The 18,499-nt window shown below is 71.8% G+C and carries 21 protein-coding genes; 15 read left to right on the plus strand and 6 right to left on the minus strand.

All coding sequences use genetic code 11. The features are described from left to right. Positions 1 to 282 precede the first annotated feature (282 nt). Together rimO and HNQ07_RS15505 are read right to left on the minus strand one after the other, a co-directional pair. Positions 283 to 1,764, minus strand: a complete 1,482-nt coding sequence (gene rimO / locus HNQ07_RS15500) for a 30S ribosomal protein S12 methylthiotransferase RimO (RefSeq protein WP_184113424.1) — start codon at positions 1,762 to 1,764, stop codon at positions 283 to 285. 99 nt (positions 1,765 to 1,863) lie between these two features. Beyond that, positions 1,864 to 2,085 carry a hypothetical protein gene (locus tag HNQ07_RS15505; RefSeq protein WP_184113425.1) on the minus strand — a complete coding sequence of 74 codons (222 nt, stop codon included), beginning with the start codon at positions 2,083 to 2,085 and terminating at the stop codon, positions 1,864 to 1,866. A 78-nt stretch (positions 2,086 to 2,163) separates the two neighbouring features. Between HNQ07_RS15505 and HNQ07_RS15510 the strand changes: the two genes are divergently transcribed. The 11 genes from HNQ07_RS15510 (at position 2,164) to HNQ07_RS15560 (ending at position 11,152) form a co-directional block, all read left to right on the plus strand. Further along, positions 2,164 to 3,462 carry a hemolysin family protein gene (locus tag HNQ07_RS15510; protein WP_184113426.1) on the plus strand — a complete coding sequence of 433 codons (1,299 nt, stop codon included), beginning with the start codon at positions 2,164 to 2,166 and terminating at the stop codon, positions 3,460 to 3,462. 47 nt (positions 3,463 to 3,509) lie between these two features. Beyond that, the gene (gene minD, locus HNQ07_RS15515) at positions 3,510 to 4,310 is read left to right on the plus strand and encodes a septum site-determining protein MinD (RefSeq protein ID WP_184113427.1); all 801 of its coding nucleotides are present in this window, start codon (positions 3,510 to 3,512) and stop codon (positions 4,308 to 4,310) included. Between the two features lies 1 nt (position 4,311). Then, positions 4,312 to 4,563: a cell division topological specificity factor MinE gene (minE, locus tag HNQ07_RS15520; RefSeq protein ID WP_184113428.1), complete on the plus strand. Its 252-nt coding sequence runs from the start codon at positions 4,312 to 4,314 to the stop codon at positions 4,561 to 4,563. Positions 4,564 to 4,639: 76 nt separating this feature from the next. Further along, entirely contained in the window at positions 4,640 to 5,707 is a 1,068-nt protein-coding gene (locus HNQ07_RS15525; protein ID WP_184113430.1) for an FtsW/RodA/SpoVE family cell cycle protein, read from the plus strand. A 108-nt stretch (positions 5,708 to 5,815) separates the two neighbouring features. Further along, positions 5,816 to 6,370, plus strand: a complete 555-nt coding sequence (locus tag HNQ07_RS15530) for a dihydrofolate reductase family protein (RefSeq protein WP_184113432.1) — start codon at positions 5,816 to 5,818, stop codon at positions 6,368 to 6,370. 19 nt (positions 6,371 to 6,389) lie between these two features. Continuing rightward, entirely contained in the window at positions 6,390 to 6,986 is a 597-nt protein-coding gene (locus HNQ07_RS15535) for a YdeI/OmpD-associated family protein (protein ID WP_184113434.1), read from the plus strand. Beyond that, positions 6,983 to 7,405, plus strand: coding sequence for a cupin domain-containing protein (locus tag HNQ07_RS15540; RefSeq protein WP_184113436.1), 423 nt, complete (start codon positions 6,983 to 6,985; stop codon positions 7,403 to 7,405). Before HNQ07_RS15535 ends, HNQ07_RS15540 begins: the two co-directional genes overlap by 4 nt. Before the next feature lie 3 nt (positions 7,406 to 7,408). Further along, positions 7,409 to 8,191 carry a DUF429 domain-containing protein gene (locus HNQ07_RS15545; protein WP_184113438.1) on the plus strand — a complete coding sequence of 261 codons (783 nt, stop codon included), beginning with the start codon at positions 7,409 to 7,411 and terminating at the stop codon, positions 8,189 to 8,191. Between the two features lie 53 nt (positions 8,192 to 8,244). Further along, positions 8,245 to 9,192 (plus strand): aldo/keto reductase family protein, encoded by a 948-nt coding sequence (locus HNQ07_RS15550; protein WP_184113440.1) that lies wholly within the window; start codon positions 8,245 to 8,247, stop codon positions 9,190 to 9,192. Positions 9,193 to 9,312: 120 nt separating this feature from the next. After that, positions 9,313 to 10,287, plus strand: coding sequence for an ABC transporter ATP-binding protein (locus tag HNQ07_RS15555; protein WP_184113442.1), 975 nt, complete (start codon positions 9,313 to 9,315; stop codon positions 10,285 to 10,287). Further along, positions 10,280 to 11,152, plus strand: coding sequence for an ABC transporter permease subunit (locus tag HNQ07_RS15560; protein WP_184113444.1), 873 nt, complete (start codon positions 10,280 to 10,282; stop codon positions 11,150 to 11,152). Before HNQ07_RS15555 ends, HNQ07_RS15560 begins: the two co-directional genes overlap by 8 nt. 36 nt (positions 11,153 to 11,188) lie before the next feature. Here HNQ07_RS15560 and HNQ07_RS15565 read toward each other — a convergent pair whose 3' ends face one another. The 3 genes from HNQ07_RS15565 to HNQ07_RS15575 all read right to left on the minus strand — a co-directional run bounded on the left by HNQ07_RS15565 (position 11,189) and on the right by HNQ07_RS15575 (position 14,092). Next, positions 11,189 to 11,587 carry a DUF4260 domain-containing protein gene (locus HNQ07_RS15565; protein WP_184113446.1) on the minus strand — a complete coding sequence of 133 codons (399 nt, stop codon included), beginning with the start codon at positions 11,585 to 11,587 and terminating at the stop codon, positions 11,189 to 11,191. Positions 11,588 to 11,927: 340 nt separating this feature from the next. Beyond that, positions 11,928 to 13,190 (minus strand): vWA domain-containing protein, encoded by a 1,263-nt coding sequence (locus HNQ07_RS15570; RefSeq protein WP_184113448.1) that lies wholly within the window; start codon positions 13,188 to 13,190, stop codon positions 11,928 to 11,930. After that, entirely contained in the window at positions 13,187 to 14,092 is a 906-nt protein-coding gene (locus HNQ07_RS15575; protein WP_229832067.1) for an AAA family ATPase, read from the minus strand. The genes HNQ07_RS15570 and HNQ07_RS15575 overlap by 4 nt, the downstream gene beginning before the upstream one ends. Before the next feature lie 225 nt (positions 14,093 to 14,317). Here HNQ07_RS15575 and HNQ07_RS15580 point away from each other — a divergent pair, with 225 nt between their 5' ends. Both HNQ07_RS15580 and HNQ07_RS15585 read left to right on the plus strand, forming a co-directional pair. Further along, positions 14,318 to 14,635 (plus strand): hypothetical protein, encoded by a 318-nt coding sequence (locus HNQ07_RS15580; RefSeq protein WP_184113450.1) that lies wholly within the window; start codon positions 14,318 to 14,320, stop codon positions 14,633 to 14,635. Positions 14,636 to 14,763: 128 nt separating this feature from the next. Next, positions 14,764 to 15,378, plus strand: coding sequence for a hypothetical protein (locus HNQ07_RS15585; RefSeq protein WP_184113452.1), 615 nt, complete (start codon positions 14,764 to 14,766; stop codon positions 15,376 to 15,378). Positions 15,379 to 15,404: 26 nt separating this feature from the next. Here the strand turns inward: HNQ07_RS15585 and HNQ07_RS15590 are convergent, their stop codons facing one another. Then, positions 15,405 to 15,869 carry an SRPBCC family protein gene (locus HNQ07_RS15590; protein WP_184113454.1) on the minus strand — a complete coding sequence of 155 codons (465 nt, stop codon included), beginning with the start codon at positions 15,867 to 15,869 and terminating at the stop codon, positions 15,405 to 15,407. A 119-nt stretch (positions 15,870 to 15,988) separates the two neighbouring features. Between HNQ07_RS15590 and HNQ07_RS15595 the strand changes: the two genes are divergently transcribed. After that, a complete protein-coding gene (locus tag HNQ07_RS15595) occupies positions 15,989 to 16,630 on the plus strand; it encodes a nucleotidyltransferase family protein (protein ID WP_229832069.1) in 642 nt (213 codons plus the stop codon). A gap of 23 nt (positions 16,631 to 16,653) precedes the next feature. Further along, on the plus strand, positions 16,654 to 18,423 hold the full coding sequence (locus HNQ07_RS15600; RefSeq protein ID WP_229832071.1) for a hypothetical protein: 1,770 nt from the start codon (positions 16,654 to 16,656) through the stop codon (positions 18,421 to 18,423). Positions 18,424 to 18,499 lie beyond the last annotated feature (76 nt).

Genomic DNA, 18,499 nt, shown 5'->3' on the forward strand with positions numbered 1-18,499 from the left:
AAACCTCACATACCCGGTCACCGGGGAGTCACAGGGCACGGGCACACTCGGCGCACAGGCCAGACCTGGCCCCATTCCCCGCTTTGCCGAGGTGAACCGTGACCGACCGATCTGCCCAGCTCGCTCCCGCCGCGCCCGCGCCGGCCCGTCCGTTCCGGCCGCGCCCGCCTGCCCCCCGCCGACCGCCCGGCCACCCCCGCCCCCTGTACCTCCGGCGCGGCTGATCTGCATAAGAGAGCGCCCCGACCACAATGGGTCGGGGCGCGCTGGTGGTCTCGGTGCTCAGTGCCCGCCGAAGTGGCCGAGCTGCGGCACGTTCGGCCGCCACGCGGCACGCTCCACGACCTCGCCGTAGAGGTCGTACTCGTCGCTGTCCTCGATGCGCGCGCGGACGATGTCCCCGATCTTGACCTGCCCGGCGAAGTCGCCCGCGCTCAGGTACACCTGCCCGTCGATGCCCGGCGCGTCGCCCTTGGTGCGCCCGATCAGCTTCGTGCCGGGCGCGTCGTCCTCATCGTCGTTGAACTCGTCCACGATCACGTCCATGACCGTGCCGACCTTGGCGGCCAGCCGCGCGGCGCTGATGCGCTGGGCGACCTCCATGAAGCGGGCGAGGCGCTCCTCCTTGACCTCCTGTGGCACGGCGTCCGGCAGGGCGTTGGCGTCGGCCTCGTCCACGTCGCTGTACGTGAAGGCTCCCACGCGGTCGAGCTGCGCGTCCTCCAGAAAGTCCAGCAGCAGCCCAAAATCTTCCTCGGTCTCGCCGGGGAAGCCCACGATGAAGGTCGAGCGGATGACGAGTTCGGGGCAGATCTCGCGCCAGCGGCGGATGGTCTCCAGTTGTTTGCCCGCGCCGGGCCGCCGCATCAACTTCAGAATCCGGGGGCTGGCGTGCTGGAGGGGCACGTCCAGGTACGGCAGGATCTTGCCCTGGGCCATCAGCTCCACGATTTTCTCGACGTGCGGGTAGGGGTAGACGTAGTGCATCCGCACCCACGCGCCCATCTCGCCGAGCTTGACGGCCAGGTCGGTCAGGTGCGCCCTGACCTGCCCGCCCTGGAACTCGGACTCGCGGTAGCGCACGTCCACCCCATAGGCCGAGGTGTCCTGCGAGATGATCATGAGTTCCTTGGTGCCGCCCGCGATCAGGCGGTAGGCCTCGTACAGCACCGCGCCCGCGTCGCGCGACACCTGACGGCCGCGCAGCTTGGGGATGATGCAGAACGAGCAGGTGTGGTTGCAGCCCTCGGCGATCTTGACGTAGGCGTAGTGCCGGGGCGTGAGCTTCACGCTGGGCGCGAACACGTCGCCGTGGCGGGTGGCCTCGCGCTGGGGCTGTGCAGCGTCCGCGCGCGTGCCGGGGGCCGCCACCGGCAGCAGCCCGGTGAAGGCGTCCTGCTCGATGGGCAGCAGCGCGCGCACGTGGCCCATCACGTCGTCTACGGCCTCGGAGCCGGTAATGGCGGCCACTTTGGGGTGGCGCTCCATGATCTTCTCGGGGCGCTCGCCCAGGCAGCCGGTCACGATCACCTTGCCGGTGGCGTCCAGCGCCTCGCCGATGGCGTTGAGGCTCTCCTCGACCGCCGGCGTGATGAACCCGCAGGTGTTCACGATCACGGCGTCGGCATCCTCATAGCTGGGCGCGACCTCGTAGCCCTCGAAGCGCAGCTGGGTCAGGATCCGCTCGCTGTCCACCAGCGCCTTCGGGCAGCCCAGCGAGATGAACCCCACCCGCCGGGCGGCCTGCTGTTTTGCTTCCGTCATGCACACTCCCCGCCCCGCCCGGGAGCGGGCACGGCACGTTCAGCCGGTCAGTCTAGCAGGTGCGCGGTGGCGTCGAGGCCGCCCGGTCACATTCGGCGCTCACGGCCGCCGGCGCCCTCCCCGCACGGCGGCCCACACGAGCAGTCCGCTGCCGACCAGCCCGGCCACCCCCACGCCGATCAGCGTGACGCCTGTCCCGAGCGCGCCCTGGGCCTGCCCGGTCTCCGCCAGCGCCCACAGGCCCACGGCGATCACGCCCAGGGCGGTGAAGGCCACCACCACGGCGGCGACGAGCAAGACGATCCGGAGGGCGGTCGGCATGCTCCAGTGTAAAAGGCGGCCCGCCGATCCTGACCCGCTCCTCAGATCGGCCAGCCCCCAGCCCGTACACTCCTGGGCGTGGGGAATCCTCTGCTGGAATTCGGCATTCTCGTCCTGCTCCTGATCCTGAACGGCTTTTTCTCGGCGTCGGAACTGGGGGTCGTGTCGGCGCGCAGAACGCGGCTGGAGGCGGCCGCGGCGCGCGGCGAGCGGGGAGCGGCCGCGGCCGCGGCGCTGGGCCAGGAGCCGGGCGCGTTCCTGGCGACGGTGCAGATCGGGATCACCCTGATCGGCACGGTGAGCGCGGTGTTCGCGGGCGGCACGCTCACGAGCTACATGGAGGGGCTGCTGCGACCGCTGCTGGGCGACTCGGCCCCCGCCGCGGCCAGCGTGGCGGTCGTGCTGCTGGTCACGTTCCTGTCGCTGGTGCTGGGCGAACTCGCGCCGAAGAACATCGCGCTACGCGACCCCGAGGGGCTGGCGGCGCGGGTCGCGCCATTCTTCGCGGGCCTCAGCCGCGTGGCGCGGCCCATCGTGTGGCTGCTGGACGTCACCACCCGCGGCCTGCTGGCGCTGCTGGGCGTCCGGGGCCAGCCCCCGGAGGTGATCACCGAGGAGGACGTGCGGGCGGTCGTGTCGCAGGCCGCGCAGAGCGGGTCGCTGGAGCAGACCGAGCAGGCGCGCATCGCCTCGGTGCTGCGCTTCAATGACCGCCGGGTGCGCGACCTGATGACCCCCCGGCACCTGGCCGTGACCGTATCCCTGCATGCGTCGCCGGCCGACGTGGCCGCGCAGGTGCTCGCCGCCGGACACGACACCTACCCGGTGCGCGACGACGCGGGCGAGATCACGGGCCTGCTGACCGTGCTGGACGTGCTGCGCGCGGTGCAGGGCGGGCAGCACCTCGCCGCGCTGGTCCGCCCGGCCCTGTACCTGCCGGAGGGCGCGTGGGCCGAGGACGCCCTGACGCGCCTGGAGCGCGGCGGCGTGCGCCTGGCGGTGGTGGTGGACGAGTACGGCGAGTTCAGCGGTCTGCTCAGCCTGACCGACCTGCTCTCGGAACTCGCGGGCGGGGACGCGCCCGCTCCGGACGACGACAGCCTGATCCGCCGCGAGGACGGGTCGTACCTCGCCGACGGCGCGCTGCCCATGCACGACCTGCGCGGCGTGCTGGCGCTGCCCGTGCTGCCCCGCGAGGACTTCAGCACCCTGGCCGGCTACGTGCTGGCCGCGCTGGGCGACTTCCCGCAGGTGGGCACCGTGCTGGCCGTGGACGGCTGGACGCTGGAGGTCGTGGACATGGACGGCCCGCGCATCGACCGGCTGCTGTTGCGGCCCCCGGACGCGTCCCAGCCGGCGGCGGCCCCCCAGGCGTAGGTCGGCGCGGCTCCCGGCGCCACGGACGCGGTACACTGCCCAGCATCATGAACGCGAAGGTGATTGTCGTCACGTCGGGCAAGGGGGGTGTGGGGAAGACCACGACCACCGCGAATATCGGGGCGGCCCTCGCCAAGCTGGGCGAGAAGGTCGCGGTCATCGACGTGGACGTGGGCCTGCGCAACCTCGACGTCGTGATGGGCCTCGAATCCCGCGTGGTGTTCGACCTGGTGGACGTGCTGGAGGGCAAGTGCCGCATGAACCAGGCGCTGATCCGCGACAAGCGCGTCGAGAACCTGTACCTGCTGCCCGCGTCCCAGACCCGCGACAAGGACGCCCTGGACCCAGAGGTCTTCAAGGGCGTGGTGCGTGATCTGGTCGCCACGGAGGGCTTCGACCGCATCCTGATCGACTCGCCAGCCGGCATCGAGTCGGGCTTCCGCACCGCCGCCGCGCCCGCCGAGGGCGCGCTGGTCGTCGTGAACCCCGAGGTCTCCAGCGTGCGCGACGCCGACCGCATCATCGGACTGCTCGAGGCGCAGCAGGTCAGCGAGATCAAGCTGGTCATCAACCGGTTGCGGCCCAAGATGGTGGCAAGCGGGAACATGCTCTCAGAGGGCGACATCCTCGACATCCTGGGCGTCAAACCCATCGGGATCATCCCGGAGGACGAGGGCATCATCGTCTCGACGAACGTAGGCGAGCCCGCCGTGCTGGGCAAGACCCGCGCCGGGCAGGCCTTCCTGGACACCGCCCGGCGCCTGAAGGGCGAGGACGTGCCGTACCCCAAGTTCGACGAGGACGGCGGCTTCATGGCCACCCTGCGCCGCTGGTTCGGGGGCGCCTGAGATGTTCTCGTGGATGAAGCGGGGCCGCACCAAGGAGACCCTGAAAGACCGCCTGGAACTGGTGCTCGCCTACGACCGCGCGCAGATTCCGCCCGGCAAGGTGGACGCGCTGCGCAACGACCTGCTGGAAGTGGTGAAGCGCTACTTCCCGACCGGCAACAGCTCCGTGGAGATCGAGCAGCGCGGCGACATGGTCGTGCTGATGGCGAACATCCCGCTGGACGAGCAGGGCACGCCGACCCGGCCGCGCTGAGCGTCCCCTCCTACCCTTTTCACCCGCCCGCGCTCTAGCCTTGGCGGGTGACTGTTCTCCCGCCGCGGTGCCCCACATGAAGTACGACCTGCGCTTTCCGGTCATCCTGGCCGCGCTGCTGGTGGTGGGCCTGATGACCGTCAGCACGGCGGCGCTGGCGCCCAAGGCCACGCCGGGTATCTTCCCCAAGCAGCTGCTGGGGGTGGCGCTGGCGGCCGCGCCGATCGCGGCGCTGCTGTGGGCCGGGCGCGACCGCGTGTACCGGTTTGCGCCGTACATCTACGGCTTCGCGCTGCTGCTGCAGGCCAGCACCTTCGTGATCGGCCGGGAGATCAACGGGCAGAAGAACTGGATCGTGCTGGGCCCCGTGCAGATCCAGCCGCTGGAGGTGCTGAAGTTCGCGCTGATCCTGATGCTGGCCGTGGCCCTCCAGAACGGCTACAAGGGCATGAGCACGTACATGCGGGCCCTCGCGGTGTTCCTGCCGGCCGTGGGCCTGGTGGTCAAGGCCGATTTCGGCGGGGCGATGGTCCTGAGCGTGATGTTCGGCGTGATGATGCTCGCCGCCCGCATTCCGTGGTGGCACGCGCTGCTGGCCGTGGTGCTGGTCGGCGCGGCGGTGCCCACGGTGCTGTACCCGCACCTGGAGCCGTATCAGCAAAAGCGCCTGACCATCTTCCTCAATCCCTATCAGGACCCGCGCGGCGCGGGCTATCAGGTCATCCAGAGCACCATCGCGGTCGGGTCCGGGGGACTCCAGGGCAAGGGGTACAAGCAGGGCAGCCAGTCACACAACGGCTTCCTGCCGGAAGCGCACACCGATTTCGCGTTCAGCACGTGGGCCGAGGAGCAGGGCTTCGTGGGCGCGCTCGCGGTACTACTGCTGTACGGCGCGCTGTTCTGGGGGCTGGCCGGCATGGCGATGGAATCGCCCAGGTTGCAGGACCAGATCCTGTTCGCAGGCGTGCTCGGCCAGATCGGCTTTCAGGTGATCGAGAACATCGGCGCGGCCCTGAGCGTCCTGCCGCTGACCGGGATTACCCTGCCGCTGATCAGCTACGGTCTGAGCAGCCTCGTGAGCACCCTATCCACCCTCGGGCTGGCGTACGTGGTGCACCGTGACCGCTTCCTGGGCAGCATCTAGGCCCGGCGGGCCGGTTGAGGACCGAGCGGTCCAACCGGATCGGCCCGTTCATCTCCTCGGCCGATCCGTTCGGCTGCCGACCCTTCGTCTGGCCCCTTAGACTTCCTCATGCCCTTTCTCGTCTACATCGCCGCGAGCGTGGACGGCTTCATCGCCCGGCCGGACGGCTCGCTGGACTGGCTGCCGGGCGCGCAGCAGGGCAGTCCGCCCATGCCCACCGGCGAGGACCACGGCTACGAGGCCTTCATGGCGCGCGTGGACACCGTGGTCATGGGGCGGAGTACCTTCGACACCGTGCGCGAGTACCGGCCGTGGCCGTACGCGGGCAAGCGCCTGGTCGTCCTGAGCCGCACCCTGACGCCCGCTGACCTGCCGCGTGATCTGGCGGGGCAGGTCAGCGTTCACCCCGGCCCGGTGGACGCGCTGGCGGCGGCCCTGGCCGGTGCGCGGGGCGTGTACGTGGACGGCGGGCAGACCATCCAGGCCTTCCTGCGCGCCGGGCTGCTGGACGAACTGATCGTCACGCGCATTCCGGTGCTGCTGGGCGCGGGCCGGCCGCTGTTCGGGGCGCTGGACGCCGACGTGCTCCTGCGACACGTGGACACGCAGGCGTTCCCGAGCGGCTTCGTGCAGAGTACCTACGCCCCCATCCGCTCCAGCTGATCCGGTGGCATTCTGGGGCATGGCTCCCGCCGCCGCACTCGATCTGCTCGAACCCGCGTCCCGCGCCGAGTGGCGGACGTGGCTGGAGGGGCACCACGCGGCCAGTCCCGGCGTGCGCCTAGTGATCCACAAGAAGACCTCGCCCACCCCGAACCTGAGCGTACCGGACGCGGTGGAAGAGGCCCTGTGCTTCGGGTGGATCGACTCGACGGCCCGCGCGCTGGACGCGCACCGCTGGGTGATCCAGGTGACGCCGCGCAAGTCCGGCAGCGGCTGGAGCGCCGTGAACAAGGAACGCATTGCCCGGATGCAGGCAGCGGGTCTGATGGCACCCGCCGGGCAGGCCCGCATCGACGCGGCCGTGCAGGACGGCACATGGGCAAAGCTGGACGCCGTCGAACGGCTGGAGCTGCCCGCCGACCTGCGCGCCGCCCTGGACGCGCATCCCGGCGCGGCCACGCACTGGGACGCCTTCCCGCGCAGTGCGAAGCGCGCCGTGCTGGAGTGGATCGCGCAGGCGAAGACCGAAGCCACGCGCCGCAAGCGGGTCGCGGAGGCCGCCGACAAGGCCGCGCGGGGGGAGCGTGCCAACCAGTGGACGCGGAAGGCGCCATGACGCCCGAGCAGCTCATCCGCGAACTGAACCTGACTCCGCACCCGGAGGGCGGCCACTACGTCCAGATTCACGAGGATGCGGTGGCGGTGGACGGCCGGCCCGTGTGCACCAGCATCTACTTCCTGCTGCGGGCCGGCGAGGTCTCGCACTGGCACCGCGTGGACGCCACGGAAGTGTGGGCGTACCACGCGGGGGCGCCGCTGGAGCTGTCCATCTGGGACGGCGGGGCCATGCGGCGCGTGCGCCTGGGGCCGGACGTCCTGCACGGCGAGCGGCCGCAGGGCATCGTGCCGGCCCACGCGTGGCAGTCGGCCCGCAGTCTGGGCGAGTGGACGCTGGTGGGCTGCGTGGTCGCGCCGGGCTTCCATTTTGGGGGCTTCGAACTGGCCCCGCCGGGCTGGGCACCGGACGCGGGCTGACGGGTGCAGTTCGTCGGTCTCGATCTGGCGTGGTCCGTGCGTAACCCTTCGGGCGGCGCGGTGGTGCGGCTGGACGGCGCGGCCGGGGACCTCACGGCGTCGGCGCTGCTGGGCGACGACGCGGACGTCATGGCGTTCCTCGACCGGCACGTCGGGGCATCGGGCGGGTGCCTCGTGGCGGTGGACGCGCCGCTGGCCGTGCCGAACGCGGCCGGTCGGCGGCCCGCCGAGGCGGCGCTCGGCACGGTGTTCGCCCGCTTTCACGCGGGCGCGCACCCCACCAACCGTGCCCGCGTGGCCGACGCGGCGGGCAGCGTGCGCGGTGAGCGCGTGGTCGCGGCGCTGGCGGAGCGCGGCTTCGTGCACGATCCGTGGCTACACGCCCGCGCCGAGGTCCGGCGGGTCGTGGAGGTCTACCCGCACCCGGCGATGGTGTCGCTGTTCGGCCTGAGCCGCACCCTGAAGTACAAGAACAAGGGGCAGGGAAGGGCGCTGCTGGACGCCGCCTGGGCCGAGCTGTACGGCCACCTGCGCGCCCTGGAGACCGCCGAGCCGGCGCTGCGTGGCCTGGACGCGCTGCTGGCGACCGACCCCACCACCCTGCGCGGGCGGGCGCTGAAGGATCACGAGGACCGCGTCGACGCCGTGGTCTGCGCGTACATCGCCCTCTACGCGTGGTGGTGGGGCGCGGCGCGCACGGAGGTCTTCGGCACCCTGGAGGGCGGCTCGATCCTGACGCCCACGCTGCCGGAGCGCTGGCCCGGCGCCAGGACGGCCGCATCTTGAGGCGCACTTCAGCGTGACGCCCAGCAAGCGCTTTAAGAGTTAAAGTACCCCTCATGGAATTCCGGAATCTGGGCCGCAGCGGCCTGAAAGTCAGCGAGGTGGCCCTGGGCGGCTGGGAGACCTACGGGCGCAGCGTCAACGACGAGGCCATGGTGCAGGACATCGTGAAGGCCGCGTACGACGAGGGCGTGAACTTCTTCGACCAGGCCGACGTGTATGCCCGCGGCCGCAGCGAGGAACTGATGGGCGCCGCGCTGCGCGACTTTCCCCGGCACACCCTGGTGATCTCCAGCAAGGTGTACTGGCCCATGAGCGACGACGTGAACGACCAGGGCCTGAGCCGCAAGCACGTCCTGGAGAGCATCGACAAGTCGCTGAAACGCCTGGGCACCGATTACCTGGACATCTACTTCGCCCACCGCTACGACGAAACCGTGCCCATGGACGAGATCGTGATGGCCTTCGATCAGGTGATCCGCTCGGGCCGGGCGCTGTACTGGGGCACCAGCATGTGGCCCGCCGCGCGCATCGCCGAGGCCGTGGAATTCGCCCGCGCGCACGGCCTGCACGGCCCTGTGACCGAGCAGCCCGAGTACTCCATGATCCACCGCGACCGCGTGGAAAAGGACATCCTGCCGTACACCGAGAAGGCCGGCGTGGGCCTGGTCGTGTGGAGCCCGCTGGCGATGGGCCTGCTGACCGGCAAGTACGACGCCGGCCGGCCCGAGGGCGCCCGCCTGAGCGAACACGAGGGCTTCGCGCGCGACTTCCTGACCGAGGAGAACATCCAGAAGGTGCGCGACCTCAGGCCCATCGCGGACGGCCTGGGCATCACGCGCGCGCAGCTCGCCGTGGCGTGGCTGCTGCGCCAGAAGGGCGTGAGCAGCGTCATCACGGGCGCCACCAAGCCGCAGCAGATCTCGGACACCGTGAAGGCCGCCGGCGTGCGCCTGGACGCGGGGGCGGTGCAGCGTATCGAGGAGATCCTGAACCCGGTGTGACCACCCGGTTCCGGGACGTGGGCTCTGGGCAATCTGGGAGCTTCTCAGAGCCCAGGGTCCGCCGCTCCTTTGCAACTTTCGGCGCACGTGCCCCCATCCGCGCGCGGCTATGCTGCCCGGATGGACGCACCCGCCATCGAGACGCACGACCTGCGCAAGGAGTACCGGGGCCGCGCGGTCGTGGACGGCCTGACCCTGGTGGTGCAGCCCGGCGAGGTCTTCGGCTTCCTGGGGCCCAACGGCGCGGGCAAGAGCACCACGGTAAAGATGCTGCTGGGCCTGGTGCTGCCCACCGCCGGCACGGTGCGCGTGCTGGGCGGCTCGCCGGCGAACCCGGCGGTGCGCGCCCGGCTGGGCTTCCTGCCGGAGCAGTTCCGCTTCCAGACGTGGATGACCGGGCAGGAGTTCCTGCGCTTCCACGGCCGACTGGCAGGCCTGAACGCCGGGGAACTCCGCACCCGCATCCCCGAGGTGCTGGAGGTCGTCGGGCTGGGTGGGCGCGGGCACGAGGTGCTGGGCGGGTACTCCAAGGGCATGTTGCAGCGTGCCGGGCTGGCCGGAGCGATCCTGGCCCGGCCGCAGCTCGTCTTTCTGGACGAACCGACCAGCGCGCTCGATCCCATCGGGCGGGTGGAGGTGCGCGAGATCATCGAGCGGCTGCGTTCTCAGGGCGTGGCGGTGTTCCTGAACTCGCACCTGCTCAGTGAGGTCGAGCAGGTGTGCGACCGGGTGGCCTTCGTGAAGGCGGGGCGGGTGCTGCGCCAGGGCACCATGCGCGAGCTGATGGGCGGCGTGCTGCCGCTGGACGTGCGGGTGGACACCCTGCCGCCGGGCCTGCTGGACACCCTGTCGCGCCTGGGAGAACTGCGGCACACCGACACGAACACGCCCGGCCGCGCCAGCGTGGAACTGTGGCTCCAGCGCGAGGACGCCATCCCGGCCATCGCGCGGGCCGTGCTGGACAGCGGCGCGCAGCTCTACGCCCTGACGCCGCGCCGCCCCGATCTGGAGACGATGTTCCTCGACCTGATCGAGGACACGCCGGAAGCGAGCCGCCGGCCCCAGCTGCAGAATGGGCAGGCCGCACGTGCGTAACGCCCTGCTGATCGCGGAACTGTCGCTGCGGGAAGCCTTCCGCAAGCGCCTGGTGAGCGTGCTGGTGGTGCTCAGCGTGCTGTTCATCGGGTTTTTCCTGTACGGCGTGGTGCGGCTGGAGCAGGCGCTCGACCAGCGTGCCCTCGACGCGGGCCTGGAGGGGCGCAGCACGACCGGCGCGGGCAACATCCCCGTGATCTCCTCGGCGCTGTTCGGGATGTATCTGGTCTACTTCCTGGGCTCGCTGATGGCGGTGCTGTCCACCGTCGGGGCGGTCAGCGCGGATATCGAGAACGGCGTGATGCAGAGCGTGATCGCGAGGCCCATCAGCCGCGCCCAGGTCGTGCTGGGCCGCTTCCTGGGCTTCGGGGCCGTAAACGTGGCGTACGTGGCGCTGCTGGGCGCGGCGCTGCTGGGCGGCGTGTACGCCATCACCGGGTACCTGCCGCCCGCCCCGGCCGCCGCGCTGGCGCTGATCCTGCTGGCGGTGCTGATGCTCACCGCCCTGACCGTGCTGGGCAGCACCCTGTTCACCACGCTCGCCAACGGCATCGGCGTGTTCGTGCTGTACGGCGTGGGCTTCACCGGCGGGATTCTGGGTGCCATCGGCCGCATCGCGGACACGCCCACCCTGGTCACGCTGGGCAAGGTCGCCAACGCCGTGATGCCCAGCAACGCCCTGTGGCTGGGGGCCAGCTACCACCTGCAACCCGCGTTCATGCTCCAGGTGAGCGACATGGCGCGCGGCGCCAATCCCTTCACGTCCTCCACGCCGATTGCCGCCGGACTGGTCGTGTGGGCGTGCGCGCTGACCGTCCTCGCCGTGGGCGGCGCGATGTGGCGGTTCAGCCGGCGCGACTTGTAGCGGAGGGGCCGCGCCGTGAGGGCGCGGCCGTCCGTGTCAGGCGTCCAAGTGCGTGTGCCCGAAGGCGTCGGGAAATTTCAGACCGTAGCCCGCCGCGCGGTCGAATCCGATGTGCGCCAGCATGACCAGGCCGCTCAGGGTGGCCAGGGGTTGGTTCAGGAGCAGGCCGGCCGCGGTCAGCGCGATGGGCAGGACGGTGCTGTGGACAGCGTTGTACAGCGCGGCCCCGACCCGTGGACCGGCCACGTAGCCGACAAACGTCAGGTCGGCCAGGAACCCCAGGAACAGGTAACCCCAGTGGCCGCCCTCATGCAGGAACGCTGCGGCACTCAGGATGCACAGGGCCAGGCCCTCCACGCGGAGCAGGCCCAGCGGATGCTGCAGGGACAGCCGGGCAGGGACATGGCGGGAGGGGCGGGCAGCGGCGTTCGTCATGGGCGTCTCCTTTCAAGGCGTACGGTGTTTCCCTTGAATGCGAACACTGTACGCCTTGTGGAGAGGGCTGTCAAGGCATACGGCGTTCGCCTTGTGGTGGGGCCGAGCGCTGTCTGAGATTCCATGCCGGGACTGCCACTGGTCCGGCCCAGCCAGCCCATGAAACGGTCCCCAGTGTGTCGTCGCGTCCAGAGACCGCTGCACGCTGAGGTGTGCGGCGCGTACCCAGCGGGCGCCCGTGGATCATGGGCCGTGTCTGGCGAGCGCTGAAGCAACGGCCACGGTGCGCTATTCGCCGGGCTGCGGTCCCTGCCTGTCCTATCAGGACGACAAATCCTTCCTAGTTCAGCGCCCCGCCCCGCTTCAATCGTCCGGCCAGCGCGTGCAGATCGTCCATGCCGCCCGCCGGGAGCAGGGCGTCCAGGTACGGCAGGGCGGCCTTGACCGCGCGCTGCACCGGCTGGTAGCCCGGCATGCCCGCCAGGGGCGAGAGCCACACCACGCCGGCCGAACGGTGGTGCAGTTCGCGCATGGCGCGTTCCAGATCCTCGACCGGGCCGGTGTCCAGGCCGTCGCTGAGGATGAACACCAGCGTGTCGCGATTCACGCGTTCCCGCTCGTGGCGCGCCAGCCTCAGCAGGTTCTCGCCGATGCGGGTGCCGCCGCCCCACGCCTCACCCAGGTCCGGCAGGTGCAGCGCGCCGCCGGGGGGAGCGCCGCGCAGCAGCGGCGTCAGACGGGTCAGGCCGGTCGAGAAGGCGTAGACCTCCACCCGGCGCGAGCGCAGGTGCAGGGCGTGCGCGAAGCGCAGCAGCAGCGTGGCGTCCTTGCCCATGCTGCGGCTGCCGTCCAGCACCAGCAGAAAGCGCGGGGCGCGGCGGGGGCGTCCCAGCCAGCGCAGTTCGGTGGGGTCGCCGGCGGTGCGGGCAGCGGCGCGCAGGGTGCGGCGGGCGTCGAGTTTGCGGCCACGCGGCATCGGCTTCACGCGCCGCGAGCGGCCGAGTTCCACGGCGCGCACCAGCGCGGACGCGGCGCGCAGCAACTCTGGCAGATCGCCTTCCGCGGCGTCGAAGGCCCCCCCGCCCGAGGCGTTCGGACTGAGCTTCGTGCGGATCGTCTGCGCGGGCTCGTCGGGGTCGTCCGGCCCCTCCCCGGATTCCCCGAGAGGCTGGGCCTGCATGCTGGCCGCGTCGTCACCCTCGTCGCCGTCTCCAGCGTCGGGGGGCGGGGGAGCAGGCTTCTGCTCGTCGCCGCCCTCGTCCGTTCCCGCCGTTTGGTCCTGCTCGGGCGGCTCCGCGCCCGGCGCGTCCGTCTGCGGCAGCAGGGGCGGCAGCGTCGGGGGGGGCGGGCCGCCGTCACGCCGGAAGAAGGCGTTGAACTCCTGGTCGAAGATGCGGCGCTGCTCGGGGCTGGCAGTCAGCACGCAGCGCAGGGCGTCGCGGACCTCGGGTTTGCGCAGCACGTCCACGGCGCCCAGGGCGCGCAGGGCGTCGGCGGCCTCGCCGGGGCCCAGCAGGAAGCCGTGCACCCCGCGCAGCCGCGCCACGAAGGCGCTGACGCGCGCGGCGAGGTCGGCGCTGACCTCGGCGGCTGGCGCGGTCATGGGCCGTCGGCCACCGGGGCGGCCGGCTCGGCGGCCTTGGCGGCCAGCTGCCGCAGGGTGGGCGCGGCGAGCAGCTGGTCCTCGCGCAGCTTCAGCACCGCGCCCAGCGTGGCCTCAATGGACGCGGCGTCCAGGTGGTCGCGGTGCAGGCTGGCCAGGGCGGCGGCCCAGTCGAGCGTCTCGGCCACGCCGGGCGGTTTGCCCAGCGGCAGGGCGCGCAGCGTGTGGATGGCGTCCGTGACCTGCCGGGCCAGCCGCGCGTTCACGCCGGGCAGCCGCGCGTGCACGATCTCCAGTTCCTGGCGGGCGGTGGGGTACTCGACCCAGTGGTACAGGCAGCGGCGGCGCAGGGCGTCGCTCAACTCGCGCGAGCGGTTGCTGGTCAGGATCACGTGCGGGCGGCTGCGCGCGTGCAGGGTGCCGAGTTCCGGCACGGTCACCTGCCACTCGGCCAGCAGTTCCAGCAAGAAGGCCTCGAAGGCGTCGTCGGCGCGGTCGACCTCGTCGATCAGCAGCACCGGAGCGCGCTCCTCGCGGATCGCCTGGAGCAGCGGGCGGGCCAGCAGGAACGTCTCGCCGTACAGCTCGTCGTCGCCGACGCGGGCGCCGCTCAGTTCGGCGGCGCGCAGGTGCAGCAGTTGCCGCGCGTAGTTCCACTCGTACAGCGCGGCCTGGGCGTCCAGACCCTCATAGCACTGGAGCCGGATCAGCCGCGTGTCCAGCGCCAGCGCGAGGGTCTTGGCGGCCTCGGTCTTGCCCACGCCGGCGGGACCCTCGAGCAGCAGCGGCTTGTCCAGCGCCACGACCAGCCGCAGCGCGGTGGCAAGCGCCTCGCCGGCCACGTATCCGCGCGCGCGGAACAGGGTCTGGATGTCGGCGGGGGTCGGCACCGGGGCGGTCACGGCGCCGCCCGCAGCGCGCGTGACCCGGCGGGGGGGAAGGTCGGCATACGCGTCCAGTATCCGCGCCGGGCGCGGTCCGCGATCGTAGTCTTACAAACCATTCAAACTGCCCTCCTGGCCGCACTTTCCGGGTTCGTCCCGCGGTGGGACGGGCGGGTCTTCATGTCCTGAACGCGCCCGGAGCTGTGAGGGCGTCGTGAGAGGGGGCTGCGTAGGGTGAAGCCCATGAACGTCCCCCTCCTGCTATGCATCCTGATCGCCCTGGTCTCCGGCCTGCACGCCGGACGCGGCTTCCTGAGGGCGCACCTCCAGGGGGGCAACATGGTGATCCCCGCGCTGGCGCACATGGCCGTCTCGGCCGCGCTGATGGTGCTGAGTGTGCTGCTGGACACCACCGACGGCAACCTGCTGTGGATGATCGTCGCGACCGCCAGCATGGCCGGCCTGGGCCTGGGAGCGCTGCTGCCCAGCCACCCCGCCCCCGTCGCCGCCGAGGTGCCCGCCCAGACCGAGGCCGCGCTGACGCCCGCCCACGCCGCCTGACGCTGTTCCACGTCCGGTGCCGCCCAGTCCTCGTGGCTGGGCGGCACTGTCCATAACGGGCCCTTCACTTCCGTAGGATGACGGCGCACATGCCGGCCCGGTATAAGAACGGCAGAGGAGATGCCCGCATGCCACCCGACAAGTCCGACAAGACGGCCCGTACCCTCAGCACCCTGATCCGCGTCGGCCGGGCGCTGCGGGAACCGGACCCCGAGCCCGGAAGCGGCGTGGGCGAGGCCGCCCGGCGCCTGCGCACCCGCGCGCTGGGCAGCGCCCGCGTGCAGGACACCCTGGCGCATGTGCAGGAACTGCGCGCCCAGGCCGCCGCCCGCGCGGACGAACGCCTGGAGACCCTGATCGGGGACGCCCGCGCGCGGCGCGGCCAGACCCCGCCGGACGACGTGACGCGGCTGCTGGCCCAGCGCCGCCAGGAACGCGACGAGCAGCTCCAGCGCGCCCAGGCCCGCGCACAGCTGCTCGCCCGGGGTGACACATCCGAGCAGCGCGCCATCCTGACGCGCGTGGCGGCCAGCACGCCCTGGGCGGGGGGGCAGCACGAGGCGCTGCGCTACACGCAACTCCTCGACGAGCTGGCGCCCGGGGGCAGCGCAGCGGCCGAGATGGCCGTGCACCGCGCCCTGTGGACGCTCGCCGAGCGCCGGGTGCTGGCCGTGTCGCCGCACGGCGCGATCACGGCGGTGCCCACGGTGAACGCCGGCCCGGACGCGCTGCCCGGCACCTGAAGGCCCGCGCGGCCCGGAGTTCACACTCAGGCCAGCGTGCCGGACGACGCGCCGATATTCGCGCTCATGTTCTCGAAGGTCTTCGAGATCAGTTTCTGTGCCTGCGCGTCCAGCAGCCGCCCGCCCACTGTCGCCACCGGGCCGCGCATGTTCGCCTCGCCGGTCCAGTCGAGCATGGTCGTGCCGTCGCCGTTGTCCACCACATTCGCGCCGGCCGTCAGGTCCACCACGCTGCCGAGTCCGCCGCCCTGCACGTTCACGTTCACGCGCCCGGCCGCCTCGTCCGGCAGCACCTCGATCTTGAACTTGAACTTGCCGCGCACCATGCCCACGCCCACCTGCACGGTCGCGTCCATGTGTGTCTGGTCGTGCACCGTCACCTCCTGCACGTCGGGCAGGCAGCGGGCCACGCGCTCCGGGTCCTGCACGAAGGCCCACACGACGGCGGGCGGGGCCTGCACCTTCTCCTGGCCGGAATAGTTCAGTTTCATACGGTCACCTCGGGAACGCTGGGTTCAGGACGCCCTTCATTGTAGGTGCGGGGGGTTTGGGAAAGATTGGGCGGTGCGCGGCGATCCTCACGCCCCGCACGCTGCTTTACCATGCGGGCGTGACCACTGCCGCCTTTCCGGTCGCGGGCGTGCTGCTCGCCGCCGGGCTCAGTACGCGCATGGGGCGGCCCAAGCAGCTCGCCCCGCTGCGCGGCCGCCCCCTGTGTACCTACGCCGCGGATGCCCTGGCCGGCGCCGGGCACACCCACCTGCTGGCCGTGATCCCGCCGGGCGACGTGGGCGACGGCATCCGCGCGGCGCTGGCCGGGCTGGACTTCGCGTTCGCCGTGAATCCCGAGCCCGCGCGCGGGCTGGCATCGTCGTTCCGGACGGCGGTGCGTGCCCTGCCGCCGGGGCTGGCGGGCGCGAACTTCGCGCTGGGGGATATGCCGCTGGTGACCGCGGACGTGCACCGCGCGCTGCTCGCAGCCTTCCACGACAGCGGCGCGCCCGTGGTGCTGGCCGAGTACGGCGACGGCCCGGACGCCGTGCGCGCCCCGCCGCACGTGTTCCGCACGGACCTGCTGCGCGCCGTGCAGGACCTGCCGGACGCCGACCACGGGCCGCGCGCCGTGATCGGGGCGCACCGCGCGCAGGCCGTGACCCTCCGCTTTCCGGCCGCGCTGCTGCTCGACGTGGACACGCCGGCTGCGCTGGACGGCGCGGCGGGGGAGATGCGCGATCTGCGCCCTGAGTCCTGACGTGTGCCCCGTATGATCCGGGAGTGAAACGTCAACTGCTGACCGGTCTGGGCTGTGTGGCCCTGGGGTCCACCGCGCACGCGGCCTCGCTGACCGACCTGTTGCCCGCCGGGGCGCTCATGACCCTGGAAACGCGCGACGCGTCCGGCGTGATCGGCCGGGTGTCGGGCCTGCTGGGGAATGTCATGGACACGGTGGCCGGCGCGGACGACGGCATGACGCAGTCCATGAACGGCATGCAGGAACTGCTGAAGGGCTCGGTCGGCCGGGAAGCGGCGGTGGGCGTGTTCACGGTCGGCCGCCCCGGCGGGACGTACTCGCCGGAGGTGCTGGCCGTGTCGCGCGTGGACGACCTGTCCAGGGAGTTCTTCGGCAGCCTGCTGAAGAAGAAGGCTGGCGCTCGGGTGGGCGTGTACACCTTCGCGCGCCAGGGCACCGTGTACGCGGGCATGGCGGGCGGACTGGTGTATGTCTCCAGCGACAAGGCCCTGCTGATGGGCTACCTGGGCCGCCTGAGCGGCAAGGCCGCCCCGACGCTGCTGGGGTCCGGCGCGTACACGGCGGCGCGGCGGCCGGTGGGCGCGCAGGAACTCGCGCTGTACGTGAACTTCTCGGCGGCGGCGAAGGTGGTGCGCGGGTACCTGGGCACCGTGGCGCTGCCCCGCGTGCTCGCGCCGGTGGTGGACGCCATCGACACGCTCGGGCAGTACTCGTCGGGTCTCACGACCACGTCGCAGGGCCTGACAGCCGCGTCGGCGCACGTGGCGAACGCGCAGGGCAAGGACCGGCCGCTGTACCGGCTGCTCACGCACACCACCGACTTTCACGTGCAGGACATCATTCCCGCCGACGCCGAGCGCGTGTCGGCCCGCGCGTGCGCACCCGAGGACGGCGCGTACCTGGGCCGCTGGCTGACCCGTGTGGACCTGCTCGATCCGCTGGGCTTCCTGACCGACTCGCAGCTCGCCAGCCACCTGGAACGCGCCGGCGGGTACGTGGGCGACGAGTGCGCGCAGGTGATGCTCGCGGGCGGGATGAAGTCCGCGCTGGACGTGAGCGATCCCCTGGCCAGCCTGCCGTACAGCGTGTCGTACCGGCGCATCCGCGACCTGGACGCCGCCCGCGCCCACATGCCCGAGTACGCCGCGAGCGTGAACGCCGCCATCGCCGGCGCGGCGGACGCCCTGCTCCCGCTGCTGGAGCGCGGGACTGCGCCCTTCTCGAAGGCCCTGCCGGGCGGACTGGGCAGCGCGGCCGGGATGGGCGGGGCCGCACTGGAGGGCAGCGCCAAGCAGGTGCGGACGCTGCTGGGCGGCCTGAAACTGGTGTACGCCTTCCGCGGCGACTACCTGATCACCGCGTGGAGTGACGCCGCCCTGAAGACCGCGCTGGACGGGTCGGCCACGCCGCTGGCGCAGGACGCGGCCTTCCAGGCGGCCGCGCTGCCCATGAGCGGCGCCGCATGGTCGTACCAGCCGGACCAGCCGGAGCTGGCTGCCGACGACCTGCGCGCCGCGATGGAGGACGCCGTGAAGCGCGCCGGCGGCCCGGCCACCGACGACATGGAGGACGCCCAGGACGACCTGACCGAGGAGGAGGCCGCCATGCAGGCCGCCATCGACAAGCTGGGAGCACGGTCCGGTCCGGGCCTGTCCGCGGGGGCCGATCTGCTGGGCAGCGTGGCCGACCCGATGACGGACGTGATCAACCGCTACGACGGTATGAGTGCCCAGAGCCGCGTGCAGGGCAACGTCATCCTGGGCAAGGCCAGCGTCAGGTACCGCTGGGAATAGGCACCGTTCCGGACGCCGGAGACCGTGCGTCGCCCGCGGCATGGAACGGCCATGGCGTCCTCACCGGCCGTGTCCG

This window comes from Deinococcus metalli (genome assembly GCF_014201805.1).
GTDB lineage: Bacteria > Deinococcota > Deinococci > Deinococcales > Deinococcaceae > Deinococcus > Deinococcus metalli.